The organism is Coleofasciculus sp. G3-WIS-01, from assembly GCF_040223135.1.
GTDB lineage: Bacteria > Cyanobacteriota > Cyanobacteriia > Cyanobacteriales > Coleofasciculaceae > Coleofasciculus.
Genome location: NZ_JAVJZI010000226.1, coordinates 1 through 16,008, shown reverse-complemented (window position 1 = coordinate 16,008; position 16,008 = coordinate 1). Strand labels below are relative to the sequence as shown.

Below are 16,008 nucleotides of genomic sequence, written 5' to 3'. Positions count from 1 at the left end.
CAAAAATCTGCGATCGCGTCTGAGGTATATAATGATTGGAAAGTCATTGATGACGTACCCGTTGTAATTATACATGTTTTCCTGGTGTTTCAGTTATCAATTAACCTTACTTCTTGCTCCCCACTCCCCCCCCCCATTCGCCCCCCCCGTCACACCCCCCTTGATACCCCCCCTTATACCACCTGTATACCCCCCTTTCTACCCCCCTTTCACAGGGGGGCTAGGGGGGATGGGGGGATGAAGAGTGACTGGGGATAAGGACTAAAACTTACAATAAATATATGCTTGAAGCTATTATTGTTTTAGTAATTATTGTTGGGATTTGTGCTGGGGTTCTATTAAGTCCACTTTTGACTAAATGGCGACGTAACCGTATCCGAAATAAACCTTTTCCTGGGCGTTGGCAAACATTTATCGAGCAAAACTTTCTATTTTATCACCGTCTCCCTCAATCCTTACAACAAAAACTCCAGGGTTACATTACTCTTTTTTTAGCCGAAAAACAGTTTATTGGATGTGGAGGATTACAGATTACGGAAGAAATCAAACTGGCAATTGCTACCCAAGCTTGTCTGCTTTTACTGAATGATAGCGGTGACTATTACCCCAATTTGGTTTCAATCCTTGTTTATCCTAGCGCGTATCGGGTCAAACCGACGAAGCGAATCAGTGATTATGTCGTAGAAGAAAGAGATGAAGTGAGACTGGGGGAATCTTGGACGCGAGATCAACTTGTCCTGTCCTGGGAGCAAATCGAATATGATATCCAGAATTGCCAGGATGGACATAATGTGGTTCTCCATGAATTTGCTCATCAGCTCGATCAAGGCGATGGTATGATTAACGGTGTACCGAAGCTGGACTCTAAGGCTGATTATCGGGCGTGGGCGCAGGTATTTACCCAAGAGTATCAGCAATTACAACGTGATGCTCAACGCGGTAGAAAAACAGTGATGAATAAATACGGTGCGACTGAACCAGCCGAATTTTTTGCTGTAGCGACAGAGACATTCTTTGAAAAACCTGAGCAAATGGCGAGGAAACATACCGCGCTTTATCGGCAATTGAAACATTATTATAAGTTAGACCCACTAGAGTGGACGTGAACGACAAGGGCTTTGTGATCTTGTACTATTCTCAGAATAGGAGGTATAGGGTGAGCGTCCAATTCATAGGACAATGGCTCCGAACTAGAGGAGCTGAAGACATCTGGAGCATCCGTTTTGGAAAAAGCATTCCCCAAAGTCACGGCACTGCCTGCAATGGTTTCAGCGCCTTTAAAACAGCTAACCTGCAAAATTGGGATGCTCTCAAAACATCTCTGGATAATAGCAAACTTTAAAAAACTATCAAACATGCCATTCTTTGCTACCATAAAAGGATAAGTAAATAACCTTTATTTTATTCATGCCGAAAACTCGGCTAAGCTTTTATATGCCAAATGACATGAAGAAATATGCCAATATAATCATAAATAAATAGTCAAGGGTAGTGTTGCTGAGGAAAAAATATGAACGCATTAATTATTTTGGCTGAAGTCAGTCTGGTAATTGTCATTTTCTTGGTTTTGACTTGGCTTGTGAGTCAGTCATCAAAGCTGTTGATTAAATACCCACTATTTAATATCAGCGCTCCACAAGTCAAAATCATGCGTCGGAACATCACCGGATTGTTACTACTGACTTGCTTGGTGCTGTGTATTTTGATTGTCGGTGTTAATGGTTTCCTGATCTATCAAGGGAAAGACTTACAAAAATATACACTCGACCTGATTAGGCTTATTCCACCTAGATTTTGGCTAGCCTTAGCAGTTGGCATGGCTCAAAGTCTTGGTGCGGTAATTTTAGCGGCGATCGCTCTAGCCTTGATCAAATACTGCCTCGAAATAGGGAACACTCGCGCCAAAAATATAGACAGCAGCAGCACCGATGATGAAAGTATTGATGCTTTTTTTAGCGAACTTTATAAAAGAATAAAATGGGGGAGTTTGCTGTGGATAATCGGTTGCTGTAGTCTGTTTTTAAATTTACCCCCCGTAATTTCTGACTATATTTTTGTCGCCCTACGAATCTATTTAATCATCGCGGTTGGATTACTCATCATTAAAGCGACGGCGGCGATCGTGGATATCCTAGATGCTCTCAGTATCAGATACTCTAGCCCGGATAACCTATTAAGATTTTACGATCGCCTACGCCACCTGATCCCCTTTTTGAAGCGGTGTTTGGAATTGGTTCTCTACGCCTGCATCGCTACACTGGTAACTCAGCAGATTGAAGTCATCGCCAACCTGTCCGATTTTTGGCTGCGAATTATCAAAATTATTACCCTGATCTTCTTGAGCCGAGTGTTTTATGATGTGGTTTATTTACTGGCGGAAGAATTAGTCTTTAAAGAGAAACATTTGACCGACAGGCAAAGAAGCAGACGCTTAACCCTGATTCCACTGTTTCGCAGTATGTTGCAATACTCAATTTATTTCACCGTTGGGATTTCAATCCTGTATACTCTTGATATTGATCCAACTCCTATCCTAGCGGGTGCGGGTATTATTGGTCTAGCGGTAGGTTTTGGCGCCCAGGAACTGGTTAACGATATCGTTTGTGGCTTCTTTATTCTGTTTGAAAACTACTATTTAGTCGGGGATTATATTGAAGCGGGGAAAGCAGAAGAGAAAGTCGTCGAGGGTACGGTGGAGGCAATTGAACTGAGAACCACCCGCCTCAGACATCCCAATGGTCAATTACAGATTATTCGCAATGGCGCGATTGGTTCGGTAACGAACTACTCTAAAGAATACATATTTGCCGTCGTAGAAGTTTGCATACCCTATAATGCCAACTTAGCCCATGTCTATCAAGTTGTTGAAGAGGTAGGACAGGAATTAAAAGCCAATTATCCCGATGTCCTCGAACCCACACAAGTTGATGGTGTGGAAAGTCTAGGGGAGTCTAACTTGTTGCTGCGGACATTAACAAAGGTACAGCCAGGAAAGCATATTCTAATCCAGCGCATTCTGCGGAAGATGTTTATGGATACCTTGCGCTCCGAAGGTATTCTATTACCGGCTCCGATTAAAAATGAAGAATAATTTAATAGGTGTGCCACGGCACTAAAATGTTTTAAGCTGGCTGAGTTGAGTGTCACTGTAGGAGAGTCCCATTGTTGAACAACTTCCAAGAAGCAAAAGCCCATTTCATCGCCTCTCATCGGCATCCGATCAATCAGAGGCTGCACCACCTCACCAACCTACTCGCGATCGCAGCCGTAATCCTACTATTCTATGATTGGCGCTTAACCTTGGTTTGCCTCATCCTCACCCAAGTCTTTGCTTTAGGGGGACATGCGTTCTTTGAGAAGAATGAACCCGCGTTTCGCAAATATCCCGGTATAACCATCCTCGCATCCCTGTCTTGGTCATTCGAGAACTGGTTTGGCTTGCGCCCCGCCAGGAAGGTGTAGAGACGTGCCATGGCACGTCTGGGAGATAAGTGATACCAAATCCCTTGGGTATTTTTTCCTTCTACCCAGGCGAGCCATCTGCCTCCTGCCTTGGAGCCTTCTTTTCCCATAGCCCGAATCCGTAACATTTAGTAACATTAAAGACTTAAACCTTCATCAACAAGTTGAGGAGTGAGAATGTATCAAGACTTGCTAGTGATCGATGCGGATGCTCATAAGCTAGAGAATCCGATGATTATGCGGGATTATCTAGAACCAGAGTATCGCGATCGCGTCGGTTTAGTGATTGATAGTCTCGGTGATCAACGGGCAAAGATTATCGACTTTAATCCAGAAACCGGGAAAAATGACTTCCTGCGGATGTTTCCCCAACCTCAGGGGTTAGGTAAAGGTGGCTTTCGCAATCTGCATCCAGACACCACATTGGGTGCGATGTTCAACCGGGTGCGGATTCAACACATGGATCAAGAGGGGATTGATGTCCATGTTATCTTTGGTACGCTGAATCTGATCTTTTCCAGTATTCTGGATAAAGACTTTGCGATCGCACTCTGCCGCGCCTACAACAATTACATGGCAGATGATTGCCGGGGTTACGATAATCGCCTCAAACCCATTGGAGTTATTTGTCTTCAGGATGTAGATGAAGCGGTTAAGGAAATGTATCGCTGCGTCAACGAATTGGGGATGATTAGCGTCGCCGTTGCGCCAAATATGCCCATTCCCCATCCCAAAGCCCCCGATGCGTTTCCCGAAATCCGCACCTGTAAGGCAATTAGCCATCCTGACTTCCGTCCGATTTTACAGGCGGCGGTAGACTTAAATATTGGCTTAGGGATTCACGGGGGACCTGGTTCCTACATGGTGGGCGGAATTGCGGATCATCTGGAAACCTTTGTCCTCAACCATATTTTCGTCCAGCGCAACCAGCAACAATTGGCATTAGCGCGGATGGTATTTGACGGGGCGTTTGAACAATTTCCCACCTTACGGGTTGGCTTCTTAGAAGGCGGTTGTGGTTGGGTGCCAGATTTAGCCCATGCATTCCACGAACATTGGGAAAAGCGGATTCGCGACTTTGACCCGAAACATCCCTATCGTCCGTCTTTAATGGAATTCACCAAGTTGATGATTCAAGAAAAAGGCGGACGCGATAATGTAAACATTATCTCTCAGGCGAAAAACCTGTTTGATTTGTTGTGGAATGCGGCACATGATCCGACCAAAATTGATGATGCTAGCTTGTATGAACATTATGACTTGCGTCACCGTGACCCCTTAGAGTATTTTGAACGGGGTCAAATCTTTACCTCCTTTGAATCCGATGATCCAGGTCCTGCTTATTTGCCCGTGGCGATGGGTGAGATTGGTAAGCATTTAACCTGTTTCTCTGGGGATTATGGTCACTGGGATGGTGTGCTGCACGGCTGTGTCCAGGATGCTGCAACTGTTGCCGATTATGACCGAGAACATCTGGGACTGCTGTTGGCGGGGAATGCGTTAGCCTTATACGGCGATCGTTTGCGTCAATCACTACCAGAAAAACTCATGGTTGGTAGCGTTTAAGACTAGATAGCGACCTGATTAGTAGAGACGTTCCGCAGGAACGTCTCTTAAAGGGGAACACCTATGGCGAAGACAGCGCAACTACGAACGAACTAGCGCTGCGGTTCCATATCCCCATACTTAATCAAAAGCGCGATCGCAATACTCACGGCGAAAATTAACACCATACTCAGCGCTGAACCAAATCCCCAGTTCTGTGTTGCTCCCAGAAATTGGTTGTAAATTAGACGGGATACCGTCATGCTGGAAGCCCCCCCCAACAACTCCGGATCAACAAAATCCCCTAAGGCGGTAATAAACACCAGAATCGAACCGGCTGCAATACCAGAAAAGGTTTGGGGTATGGTTACTTTCCAAAACGTTTGCACCGGATTAGCCCCCAAATCCGCCGCCGCTTCTAATAAACGCTGATCCAATTTTTCTAAAGACGCATAGAGAATTAACACCATGTACGGTAAATAACTATACGCCATACCAATTAATACCGCCGAACTGGTATTTAAAAGTTCCAACGCGGGTAAACCAATCGCCGTTAATATGCTATTGAGTACCCCTGTGGGTCGCAGAATCGTAATCCAGGCATAAGAGCGCAACAGAGAGGAGGTAAAATTAGGTAAAATAAACCCCAATAAAAGTAAATTCTGCCAACGCTTTGGTGCCATCTGAGCAATCCAGTAGGCTACTGGAAACCCCAACATCAGACAAATCACCATCGTACCCACCGCAAAAAACAGCGATCGCGCCATCACCTGAAGATTAATCGGTTCAAAGACGCGCAGATAGTTCTCCAATCCAGAGGGGTTGACAATATCCCCAGGTTTAATATCGGGAACCAAGCTCAACTCAAAGATGACCAGGGTTGGTAAAACCAACAATAAAAACAGCCACAGTCCAGCGGGTCCTAATAACGCCAAGGGTTCTAGCCATCGGCGCCCTTGACCTGTGGGTTCTTCTATCAACGATGGTTCAGTCATACTATCCGTGGCTGCGGGATTGGGTAAGGAGGTAGGAGAAATTTTTTTGTTGGTAGACACAGGTAGACACAGTATAATGATAAATTATGAATTATTGACAAATGCCTGAATTTATACTAAGAGCTGGTTAGTTTTGTCCAGTAGCGTTCATAGACGGCTTCAACGTCTTCTAAAGGTTCCAAATTTTCGCACCGTTCCAGTGCTTCTTCTGGGGGAAATAGACTGGTATTATTTTTAAGTTCGGGAGGTAAAAGATTATAGGCGGCTTTATTGGGGGTAGCAAAGCTGAGGCGTTCGACGATGCGTGCGGCGACATCCGGCTGCAACATAAAGTTGATCCAAGCGTAAGCGCCATCGATATTGGGAGCGGTTTTGGGAATAGCTAAGGTATCAATCCAGAGTGAGGAACCACTTTCAGGAAGCACATAGCGTAAATCCTCATTTTCTGGCATGATTTCAGTGGCATCGGAAGAATAACACATGGCGATTTTCAAATCTCCACTGAGAATTTGGGGACGCCAAGCATCGGACGTAAAAGACGCGATCGCTCTTTTTAAGTCCATCAGGGCTTGATACGCTGCTTGAATATGTTCCATGTTGGTGGAATTGTAAGAATACCCCAACATTTTCAACGCCGCGCCCATGACTTCTCGCACATCATTAAGCAAGGTCATCCGTTTTGCCAATTGCTGCTGATACACCCACAGATAGTCCCAATCTTCTGGAGGAGGTTGGACTTGCTGGGTGTTGTAAATCAAGCCTGTGGTTCCCCAACTGACGGGAACAGAGTGGCGATTCCCCGGATCATAATCGGCTTCCTGAAAACGGGAAAACAACCGATAGATCCCCTCAATGCGGGATTGTTCGAGTTCTAGCAACATCCCCATATTGATCATCTTTTGCACCATATACTCCGAAGGGTAAATGATGCTGTAAGCGCCCCCGCCACCCGCCTGTAGTCGAGCCAGCATCGCTTCATTAGAATCATAGACATCCGCGATCGCTCTAATACCTGTTTCTGCCTCGAAGCGGTCTAACAAATCTTGGTCAGTATAGCCAGACCAGGTATAAATGTATAACAGATTGCCATCGTTTTGACTCCCCGCTGCAGGGCTCACATTTGCCAGTCTCCAGCCACACCCTGACAGCGTTAGCCAGGGTAAAGTTGAAGCCGCCGCTTGTAAAAACTGACGGCGGGTTGGTCGTTTTCGGGATGTTGGCTGGTTAATCATTTTTAGCAATAGCGGACAGATTGTTCTAGGGGCAAAGGTTCGCCGGTTTCCGCATCAGTGTTGTGACAGGCAAACATGATCTTGGGGGGAAGTTTCTCAAATTCGAGATCATTCCCATTCCCTTGCAGGACATAGCCGCGTAATTCTTTTATGGGTAATTGGGTAAATTCGTCAATATCAGGCGTAAAAGAACGCAGGATCAACGAACCATGGGGTTGACATCCCCCCAAAAGTTTGGCGACAAAGAATTCCTTGATATCCAACTGTGTTCCGTAGGTTACCTTATTTCCCTGACGATTAAGGTCAATGGCAAAGGAGTCACCATTACTATTGAGGAACGTCGCGATCGCACTTGAGTTACAGTGGGACTCCAATTCGGATAAAAACAACCGTACTCCTGATTCTGCCATGGTATTTACTCCTCTAAAGCGATACAATCGGTCGTTGCCCAACGGGCGTACACTGAGGTATGGGGTTCGGGTAGCTTATTCATGGTATTATTCGGCAGCATCACCGTCAGGCGATCGCCGGTTAGGAGTTCCACGACCAAGTGAACGTGAGTTCCCAGATACATAACATGTTTGAGACGACCTTCAAAGCAATTCACGGTTGAGGAAGGCGGTGAAAGGCTCAAGCGAATTTTCTCCGGACGCACGCTAACCACCATTTCCTTGGAGTTACTCCCCCATTCTTTGACCTCAGGGGACTGTACCACCATCTCTAAACCACTGGAGGTGATAATTTGTAGCGTAGAGGAATCGGCAGCGTGCAAACGACCCTTAAACAGATTTGTATCACCAATAAAATCAGCCACAAAGGGGGTACGGGGACGTTCATAGATTTCAGTGGGGTTGCCCACTTGTTCAATTTTCCCCGCCTGCATCACAGCAATCCGATCAGACAGACTCAAAGCTTCTTCTTGGTCATGGGTCACCATAATAAACGTTAACCCCAAATCCTGATGCAAGTTGGACAGTTCCACCTGCATTTCTTTGCGAAGCTTAAAATCTAACGCCCCCAAGGGTTCATCCAACAACAGAACCGTGGGACGATTCACCAAGGCTCGTGCTAATGCTACCCGTTGTTGTTGTCCTCCAGACAGTTGAGCGGGAAATCGATTGCTATAAGTCTCCATTTTCACCTGTTTGAGGGCTTGTTTGACTCGATCCTCAACATCTGTCCCCTTGAGCTTTTTCAGTCGCAACCCGAAGGCGACATTTTCCGCAACAGTCAGGTGATTGAAGAGAGCATAACTTTGAAATACCGTATTGACAGGTCGGCGATGAGGAGGTATTTGATTCATAGGTTGCCCTTGAATCAAGACCTCACCCGCCGATGGGGACTCAAATCCTGCCACTAAGCGCAGGGTGGTCGTTTTACCGCAACCCGATGGACCGAGAATGCTAAAAAATTCTCCCCGTCGGATCTTCAGGTCAATGCCCCGAACGGCAGTCTCGCCGTTGAAAACCTTGAAAACCTTGCGGAGTTCAACATCAAGCTCAGCCGTAATATCCGGAGCGCGTTGGTCTTTGACGGAAGGTTGAAACATAATAATTCATTCACTAACACAAAGTCGCCCTGATTTGACCGATGAAACCCTATCTGATTTTTATACTTGGGTCTATTTTATCTGTCTACTAATTGTGTGGGGTGGCTTCAGATAACTGACCCGCTAAAATTTCCACTGCTCCCAGATATAGCTTGTTACCTGTAGGAACATTGCTCTCTGGCTCCATAATCCTGCACGCTGTTAGTCAAAAACGTCCCCGGGAATGCATTCTCGGAAAGGATGCGCTATTATTTCACCTTGTGTGACTGGGTTAACGACCTAGTTGGGGACAGATAAGCCACTTTTGTGAAAAAAGCGTCACAATCAACACTAGACTAAGTACAAATTACTCAAGAGAGTTGAGAAGCTGTTTACCATGACCGTAGTTCAGCCCTATTCCGTAGGTCGCCAAACGACACCCCGTACCGTTGGACGAAATTACCAATCGGTTATTGTCATGCTGATTGTCAGCTTGTTCCTAGTTGGAGCCATGGGTTCTCGTCTGGCGTATTTACAGTTGGTTCAGGGAGAACGTAACCGACAACTGGCTGAAAATAACCGGATTCGGCTGGTGCCCAAGCAGCCGGTGCGGGGCAATATTTTTGACCGCAAGGGCAAAGTGCTAGCCAGTTCTCGCTTGTCTCATTCCGTGTTTTTGTGGCCCGTGGCGCTGAAAAAAGCCGAATGGCCCCAAACGCGCCAACGTTTGTCCCAACTGTTAACTATTCCGGAAGAGGAGATTCAAAAACGGGTCGAACGAGCTGGCTTTAATTCACCCTCACTGATCCGAATTGAACGGGGTCTCTCACCTGCCCAAATCACCGCTCTACAGGAGTATAGTCATCAACTAGATGGGATAGAGGTGGATATCGAAGCGGTAAGAGACTATCCCAATGGGGATGTAGCTGCTCACGTTTTGGGATACACCGGTGAACTGAATGATCAAGAACTAACACAACGCCGCGCCGACGGTTATCGCATGGGTGATGTTGCTGGCAAGATGGGGGTTGAAGAAGCCTTTGAACCAACCCTGCGGGGAGAATGGGGCGGTCAGCAAGTGGAGGTCGATGGTGCGGGTCGAGTTCTGAGGATTTTGGGTGAGAAAGAGGCAAAATCTGGTAAAGATCTGCAAATCACTCTCGATTTAAAGACTCAGAAGGCAGCCGAAGCCGCATTGGGCAATCAAAAAGGAGCGATTGTTGCCATTGATCCCAGAAATGGAGCGGTTTTAGCCATGGTTAGCCGTCCCACATTCGATCCCAACATTTTCTCCAGCCGGATTACCCCAGACATGTGGCAGGAATTGCAAGGGAAAGGAAATCCCTTTGTCAATCGGGCGATGCGTGGGTTTCCACCGGCGAGTACGTTTAAGGTGGTGACCCAAACAGCCGGTATGGAGTCCGGAAAATATGGCCCCGGTACCGTGTTGCAAACCTTTGCGGCACTGAATGTTGGGGGTACATCCTTTGGCGAATGGAACCGTGCAGGTTTTGGTCCGTTGGGATACCAGCAGGCTATGGCGTGGAGTAGTAATACGTTTCATGGTCAAATTGGCAAAGGGGTAGGTGGACCGACTTTAATTGAATGGGCGAGGAACTATGGATTTGGTCAACCAACAGGAATTGAGTTATCTGAAGAAGCTGCCGGTTTGATTGCGGATGATGCCTGGAAGCGGGAGCGCTTTAACTGGGAATGGACAGTTGGGGATACCGTGAATATGTCCATTGGTCAGGGATTTACTCAGGCAACCCCCCTGCAAGTGGCGGTCATGTTTGCCGTTCCGGCTAATGGTGGCTATCGAGTTAAACCCCATTTATTTAAGGACAATGAGCCGGTGGACAAGTGGCGAGTGCCGATGGAGATGAAACCTTCAACTACAGAAACCCTGCGTAAGGGATTACGAGCCGTGGTTGCTGGTGGTACGGGGCAAGTGTTAAATGTCCCTCATTTACCTCCGGTAGCTGGAAAGAGTGGCACGGCTGAGGCGCCACCAGGAAAGCCTCACGCCTGGTTTGGTGCCTTTGCTCCCTTTGATAAACCTGAGATTGTTGTGGTGGCTTTTGCTGAGCATTCCGGTGGCGGTGGCGGTTCCGTAGCTGCGCCAATGGTTAAACAGGTATTGGAAGCTTACTTTGATGCCAAGTCCCCGGACGAGGAAAAGAAACAGTAGGTAAAGTGTTGAATTTGGAGCTGGGGGAGCTGTGTAGAGACGTGCCATGGCACGTCTGGGATCAGGGGGAGGTGGGTACAAGGATTCCCCATGACGAATCCCCTATCTAGGACAAATAACGTATTCATTTTACGCCAATTGGCTGATGTTAGTTCCGGGAAATTTATTGTATGATTACGTTAGATTTCCGCTGCTCCTATATGTCAAAAACATTGAGTGTGCATCCTAAATATATCCAAGCTGTCGAACAAGCTTGGAGATATAAGAGTAACGGACAAGAGCAAGAGCTAGCTGAACAGTTAGGTCGCTCCCTACCTATTGTAATTAATAATCTTTTTCTCAAAGGTCAGCCGGTTAATCAACTCAATTTCCGGCAAATTTGTCAGCTATTAGGACTGGATTGGCGAGAAGTAGCTGGCTTGGAGGGGAAAGAATCATCGTTAACCTCTTTATCTTTAGCTCTCAATTCGGGTGAAAATAAACTTAACTCCAGTTTGTTTGCCCAAAAAGTAACGGTTGATAAAGCGTTACAGGATCTGGTACGTACTCTTTGTGAAATGTTAGGTCGTATCACCCGTAAAGCGGGAGACTTGCTGAGTGCCGATCGCACCAGTATCTTTTTAATCGATCAGCACAAGGAGGAAGTAGGTTCTCTAATTGCTGAGGATGGGAAAGGGGGTTCCCTAATCATTGATATCCCAATGAACAAGGGGATTGTTGGTCTGGCTGCTCGCTCATCAAACATGATCAATATTCCCTTTGATGTCTACGACGACCCCCGTTCAGAACAAGCGAAGAAAACGGATAAAAAAACAGGTTACCGCACTTATACGATTCTGGCGTGGCCCCTATTGAATCGGCAAAAAGACGTTGTTGCTGTTGCCCAATTCATTAATAAGCTCAAACCTAATTCAAACCATAACGAAGACTTATCCCAGCGAATTGACAAGAAAGGGTTTACCTCGGAAGATGAATTCGTTTTTGCCAAGTTTGCCCCATCAATTATGGGTATCTTAGGTAAATGTCAGCTCTGTCATCAACTGGCTCACAAACTGGAAACGAATCAAAAAATTACCCGAGGTGGTGTTGTCCTGAGAGAAGATGAGCTGATTGCTGAACTCAGGCAGCGAGAGAAACAGCTACAGCATAGCTTAGCTAAGCTACTATAAGCCTTCTGTAGGGGCGACCCGCACCTCATCAATGAACAACTCCAGTCCACTCACTCTGTAAGGAGTCGCCCTTTATTCAAGTCTTTGACTTAATTCGGGCTGGCTGCAAAACTTCAAAACCCTTATCTATCAATGCTTCGAGTAGCATGGACATTGGATCATCTTCAAGGAAATAGGGTAAAACCATTTCATACCCTTGCACCGCTATCAGGGAAAATGTATCATTGCTCCCCCGGCTCCCCCTGCTCCCTCTGCTCCCTACCCCTCCACAAGACTCCCTGGAGCAGACTCTAATTCGGTGGCGGCGGAAAGAAGAGAACGGGATGCCAACTACGCCGCATCAACTCCCCCGCAAAGCTACGGATGGGTAATTCAATAATACTGCCGATTGTTTCCGAGGAAACCGCGATCGCGCTGATGTCAAAAACTGTCCCCGCCTCTAAAACTTCCAGATAAGGATTACCGACGCGGACTTCTGTCTTTACCTGCAAACCCAGCGCTTCTAAGTCAGCTTTAATCTGCTTGAGCTTCTCCTGGACTACTTGCAACTGTTGCTCCTTGGATACGGGTTTACGTCCCACTTCTTCAATCACCCATATTAACAAGCATTCAGAGAGTGAGCGATCCGGGCGATTTTGAGCATAAGCTTTCACCTTTTGCAAGAGATACTCCGACGCCTTACCGCCATTATAAGGAATCAGAAAATAGCGGAATAGATGTTGACAGCGCAGATCGAGTTCTTCACAGGTATAAGTCGAAATCAGTTGGGGACGCAGAATCAGGAGTGGAATGGTAGAACTCCTCGCTAATCCGGCTGTAGTGCTACCAAAAAGCTTTTCTTGTAAAAAATTGCGGCTTTCCATCCCCATCAGAATCACATCGGCGTCGTAGCGTTTGGCAACTTTGGGTATATTATCTAAAGGACGCCCTGAGATAACTTCGATGTGAACCTCCACGCCCTCTGGTATAGCCTTTAATCCAGCTTGCAGGCGAGAGCGAGCGCGGGCAATTCCTTCCTCATCTATCCGGGGAATTTCCCCTTCCTCCCACAACGGTACGCTATGGAGAAAGATAATCTTTTGGATACCATTAGCCGCTAAACTGGGTACAAACTCGACTAACCGATACAAACCGTCGGCAAAATCGGTGCAAATTAAGCAACGCTGAAACATAGGATAGGAGAATTGTTTTTTTATCACAGATCCCAGGGTCAAAACAAGTTTGGCGTTGGGCTGCTTACGGATTCAAGCTTACCGCTTGGAGGATGTCTATGATTAACTTTTGCTTTTTCCTTGAGACAATACCAGGCAAGTCAACAATGGTATTGTTGAACGCCGTCTGATCTAAACTATCCAAACTCTACATCAGTTCGCTGTCCAATCATAAATGAAGACAAGAGTATTTTCGCTCAATTTAGCTAAATTATTTTTGGGCTAATCATTTCCGCCTATTCGCTGCACTCCCTTTTCACTTGTGTGGCGTTGTGTGTTTGAGAGAGTGAATACTTCAAGCTAATCTAATCCAATTCTTTTAGGTTGATAGTACATCTTAAAGCCAGCAATAAGGACACTCTTCGATAGTCCCTAACTAACAGAAGCCTTACGCTTAGTTGACGCCCCAGCATCCCCAGCTCCTTTCCACCGCAGGAACCGAGCAAGAGACGGAGGTCGCCCACTACATAGGGACCACTGTTCGTACTTTTAGCTAGGTTCTAGACCCCATTCATGCTTGAGAAACTCCTTATACATATTCTCACGCATGATCATTTGCTCGTAGAGCTTGATGAGAAAGTCTTGAGCTTGCTCACGGCTCATTTTCTGCACCTGGGTTTCAAACGAGCGGATATTAAATTGTTGCTCTAGGGAAAGTTGAATGGGTTGGGACATGGTTATCTCCTCAAATGCTAGAAACAATGGACATTCAGATGACCCAAGCTGCCATTTGGCAAGGGCTAGGTTCTGTGAACGGGTCAAGGATTCCCAAGCTATATTAAAAATAGTAACAATTGTTTGACAAATTGACCATACCTCCAAATGAAGATTTCTCTTAAATCCAAAGATGGAGAACCCCTGGGAAAAGTTTCCGCTCTTGGATTGAGGCAGTTGTATCAGCTTGTTTAGAGAGCAAACTGCTCAAGGTGAACAGTTGCTTGAGTATATTTACTGAACATCAGCAAACTTTGACATCATTGCCATACTGGAGTTAAACGGCTCTAATTACTAAGAATTTGATGCTTTAGCGTTTGTTATACCAGATACAAGTATCGTTTAATACATAAGTATCATTTAATATATGGTTATCAAGTTGGCAGGTCTGTTGTCGGGTTGAAGCCACCTGGATTTCCTGTCGCTGTTGTGTCTTTCTTCATGAAAGCTTCATAATAAATGAGGAAATTGATAAAGAGTTGATGAAAACCCCCCTTGAGGTGGACGATTATCTAGGCGAGAGTTTATTAAGGTCTAATATGTAATCAGGGGAGAAAAACAGGGTAGCTCCGAATAGCTTCAGCTCATCGGCTTCTGCCTAACTCATCCCACACCGCAATAATTCTTCACAGTTTAGATTCTTATATCTGCTCTAATCTAGAATTAAAGCCTTAACAGTTAAGGATATACTGTAAGCAACCCCGGTCTAAAGACACGGAGCTTCAGCTAATTAGCTGAGGTTATGCTTACCAGCCTAAGTGTCACGCGCACTACGTTATCGGCAAGAGTTAAAGACCTACCAGTAGATGCGATAGCCAGTCTACTGCTCTAGAACCGAAAAGTTAAACAGTTTTAAGGTCACTGAAACAGTGCTTTTTGGATAGTTACCGACCGATAACATTGGCGAGGCTAACCTTACCCCAGAAATGGGAGACAATAGGAGGGGCAACCATACCCCTCCACCCCGAAAGGGGGTATGCGGTTAAAACCGCTACCGCGCGTTCCTCTCCGGTCTGAAGACACGGAGTTTCCCGCAACGGAAGAGTTTTTATGAAATTACCATTCAGTTCTACCCTAAGTATCGCGGCTGCTACAGCTACTGCCCTAGTTTCCTTGGGCGCTCCGGCGCAAGCCGCTAGTTTCCTAGGCATTGATATCGTTGAAGATAGCCCAGTGACGGGTACAGCTCCAACAATCCCCCACAAAACCAATGTATTCGCTGGTGATGGCTTAACCTACGAATTCAGTGTATTGGCTCCAAAGGGGTTAGGTTCCAGAGGCTTATTCTACTCAGACTTTGGCTTTATGTCGAATGGGCAGTTTACTGCACTGTTTATGGAAGGTGCTAACCCAACCGCCGCTAAACCAAATGGCAATTCTTTTGATATCCCTAACAGTGCCTTTATCAATGATTGGCAAGGGACTTGTGACATCACAATCAAATCACCCTGTATGGTTGAGTATACCTTTGAAGAAGGTGTTGAATACCAGTTCGGAGTTTTGGAGCGTGGCTTTAGCGGCAGTGGAACACCAATGTTCCGTACCTTTGGGGTGGCTCAGCTAGACAGTTTCAAATTCCCCAGCTTGACCGATCAAGCCCCAAATAATCCAATCATAGAGGTATCTGATCCAGGATACTACTTCATCGGTATGGAAGATACTCGCTTCCCTCTTGCTAATGGTGAATTCTACTATGACTTCCAAGACTGGGTTGTTAAAGCGCAAGCTCCAGCGTCAGTTCCTGAACCCGGTACAGTGGGAGCATTGCTCGGTTTAGGTGCGCTAGGTTTCATCAGCCGTCGCCGTCAATCTGTTAAGCGGTAATTGCTGACCCCCAATTAGCGACCGTAGGGGTTTGGTTCCCAAACCCTTACTACGGCGTGGTGAGGATGTCAAGGTGTGAATCAAAAACCGTTTAATCGAGATCTAGAGTAGGGGCACGACATGTCTAGAGTAGGGGG

The 16,008-nt window shown here is 46.2% G+C and carries 13 protein-coding genes; 7 read left to right on the top strand and 6 right to left on the bottom strand.

Translation table 11 applies throughout. From position 1 onward, the window contains the following. Nucleotides 1-281: 281 nt before the first annotated feature. From RIM23_RS23180 to RIM23_RS23165, 4 genes are all read left to right on the top strand, one after another. Complete coding sequence (locus RIM23_RS23180; RefSeq protein WP_446369723.1) at nt 282-1,106, top strand: M90 family metallopeptidase; 825 nt, start codon at nt 282-284, stop codon at nt 1,104-1,106. Nucleotides 1,107-1,510: 404 nt separating this feature from the next. Next, on the top strand, nt 1,511-3,091 hold the full coding sequence (locus RIM23_RS23175) for a mechanosensitive ion channel family protein (protein ID WP_446369721.1): 1,581 nt from the start codon (nt 1,511-1,513) through the stop codon (nt 3,089-3,091). A 74-nt stretch (nt 3,092-3,165) separates the two neighbouring features. Beyond that, entirely contained in the window at nt 3,166-3,462 is a 297-nt protein-coding gene (locus tag RIM23_RS23170; RefSeq protein ID WP_446369727.1) for an Mpo1-like protein, read from the top strand. Between the two features lie 177 nt (nt 3,463-3,639). After that, the gene (locus RIM23_RS23165) at nt 3,640-5,028 is read left to right on the top strand and encodes an amidohydrolase family protein (protein ID WP_446369719.1); all 1,389 of its coding nucleotides are present in this window, start codon (nt 3,640-3,642) and stop codon (nt 5,026-5,028) included. A 92-nt stretch (nt 5,029-5,120) separates the two neighbouring features. On the opposite strand, the gene RIM23_RS23160 is transcribed toward RIM23_RS23165, so the two are convergent. From RIM23_RS23160 to RIM23_RS23145, 4 genes are all read right to left on the bottom strand, one after another. Continuing rightward, entirely contained in the window at nt 5,121-6,002 is an 882-nt protein-coding gene (locus RIM23_RS23160; RefSeq protein ID WP_446369725.1) for an ABC transporter permease, read from the bottom strand. Nucleotides 6,003-6,118: 116 nt separating this feature from the next. Further along, a complete protein-coding gene (locus tag RIM23_RS23155; protein WP_446369717.1) occupies nt 6,119-7,234 on the bottom strand; it encodes an ABC transporter substrate-binding protein in 1,116 nt (371 codons plus the stop codon). A gap of 2 nt (nt 7,235-7,236) precedes the next feature. After that, nucleotides 7,237-7,644 carry a hypothetical protein gene (locus tag RIM23_RS23150; protein WP_446336279.1) on the bottom strand — a complete coding sequence of 136 codons (408 nt, stop codon included), beginning with the start codon at nt 7,642-7,644 and terminating at the stop codon, nt 7,237-7,239. Between the two features lie 5 nt (nt 7,645-7,649). Beyond that, nucleotides 7,650-8,783 (bottom strand): ABC transporter ATP-binding protein, encoded by a 1,134-nt coding sequence (locus RIM23_RS23145; protein ID WP_446369715.1) that lies wholly within the window; start codon nt 8,781-8,783, stop codon nt 7,650-7,652. A gap of 376 nt (nt 8,784-9,159) precedes the next feature. Here RIM23_RS23145 and mrdA point away from each other — a divergent pair, with 376 nt between their 5' ends. Further along, a complete protein-coding gene (mrdA, locus tag RIM23_RS23140; protein WP_446369713.1) occupies nt 9,160-10,953 on the top strand; it encodes a penicillin-binding protein 2 in 1,794 nt (597 codons plus the stop codon). A 170-nt stretch (nt 10,954-11,123) separates the two neighbouring features. Continuing rightward, nucleotides 11,124-12,122, top strand: a complete 999-nt coding sequence (locus RIM23_RS23135; RefSeq protein ID WP_446369711.1) for a GAF domain-containing protein — start codon at nt 11,124-11,126, stop codon at nt 12,120-12,122. A 290-nt stretch (nt 12,123-12,412) separates the two neighbouring features. On the opposite strand, the gene RIM23_RS23130 is transcribed toward RIM23_RS23135, so the two are convergent. Together RIM23_RS23130 and RIM23_RS23125 are read right to left on the bottom strand one after the other, a co-directional pair. Next, nucleotides 12,413-13,294: a universal stress protein gene (locus RIM23_RS23130; RefSeq protein WP_446369709.1), complete on the bottom strand. Its 882-nt coding sequence runs from the start codon at nt 13,292-13,294 to the stop codon at nt 12,413-12,415. A gap of 528 nt (nt 13,295-13,822) precedes the next feature. Beyond that, nucleotides 13,823-14,008: an NblA/ycf18 family protein gene (locus RIM23_RS23125; protein ID WP_446336274.1), complete on the bottom strand. Its 186-nt coding sequence runs from the start codon at nt 14,006-14,008 to the stop codon at nt 13,823-13,825. Nucleotides 14,009-15,097: 1,089 nt separating this feature from the next. Between RIM23_RS23125 and RIM23_RS23120 the strand changes: the two genes are divergently transcribed. Continuing rightward, a complete protein-coding gene (locus tag RIM23_RS23120) occupies nt 15,098-15,871 on the top strand; it encodes a PEP-CTERM sorting domain-containing protein (protein ID WP_446369707.1) in 774 nt (257 codons plus the stop codon). The last annotated feature ends 137 nt before the right edge of the window (nt 15,872-16,008 follow it).

Coding starts and splice junctions, on each gene's coding strand:
- RIM23_RS23180 (WP_446369723.1), top strand. CDS start 282: ATGCTTGAAGCTATTATTGTTTTAGTAATTATTGTTGGGATTTGTGCT.
- RIM23_RS23175 (WP_446369721.1), top strand. CDS start 1,511: ATGAACGCATTAATTATTTTGGCTGAAGTCAGTCTGGTAATTGTCATT.
- RIM23_RS23165 (WP_446369719.1), top strand. CDS start 3,640: ATGTATCAAGACTTGCTAGTGATCGATGCGGATGCTCATAAGCTAGAG.
- RIM23_RS23160 (WP_446369725.1), bottom strand. CDS start 6,002: ATGACTGAACCATCGTTGATAGAAGAACCCACAGGTCAAGGGCGCCGA.
- RIM23_RS23155 (WP_446369717.1), bottom strand. CDS start 7,234: ATGATTAACCAGCCAACATCCCGAAAACGACCAACCCGCCGTCAGTTT.
- RIM23_RS23150 (WP_446336279.1), bottom strand. CDS start 7,644: ATGGCAGAATCAGGAGTACGGTTGTTTTTATCCGAATTGGAGTCCCAC.
- RIM23_RS23145 (WP_446369715.1), bottom strand. CDS start 8,783: ATGTTTCAACCTTCCGTCAAAGACCAACGCGCTCCGGATATTACGGCT.
- mrdA (WP_446369713.1), top strand. CDS start 9,160: ATGACCGTAGTTCAGCCCTATTCCGTAGGTCGCCAAACGACACCCCGT.
- RIM23_RS23135 (WP_446369711.1), top strand. CDS start 11,124: ATGATTACGTTAGATTTCCGCTGCTCCTATATGTCAAAAACATTGAGT.
- RIM23_RS23130 (WP_446369709.1), bottom strand. CDS start 13,294: ATGTTTCAGCGTTGCTTAATTTGCACCGATTTTGCCGACGGTTTGTAT.
- RIM23_RS23125 (WP_446336274.1), bottom strand. CDS start 14,008: ATGTCCCAACCCATTCAACTTTCCCTAGAGCAACAATTTAATATCCGC.
- RIM23_RS23120 (WP_446369707.1), top strand. CDS start 15,098: ATGAAATTACCATTCAGTTCTACCCTAAGTATCGCGGCTGCTACAGCT.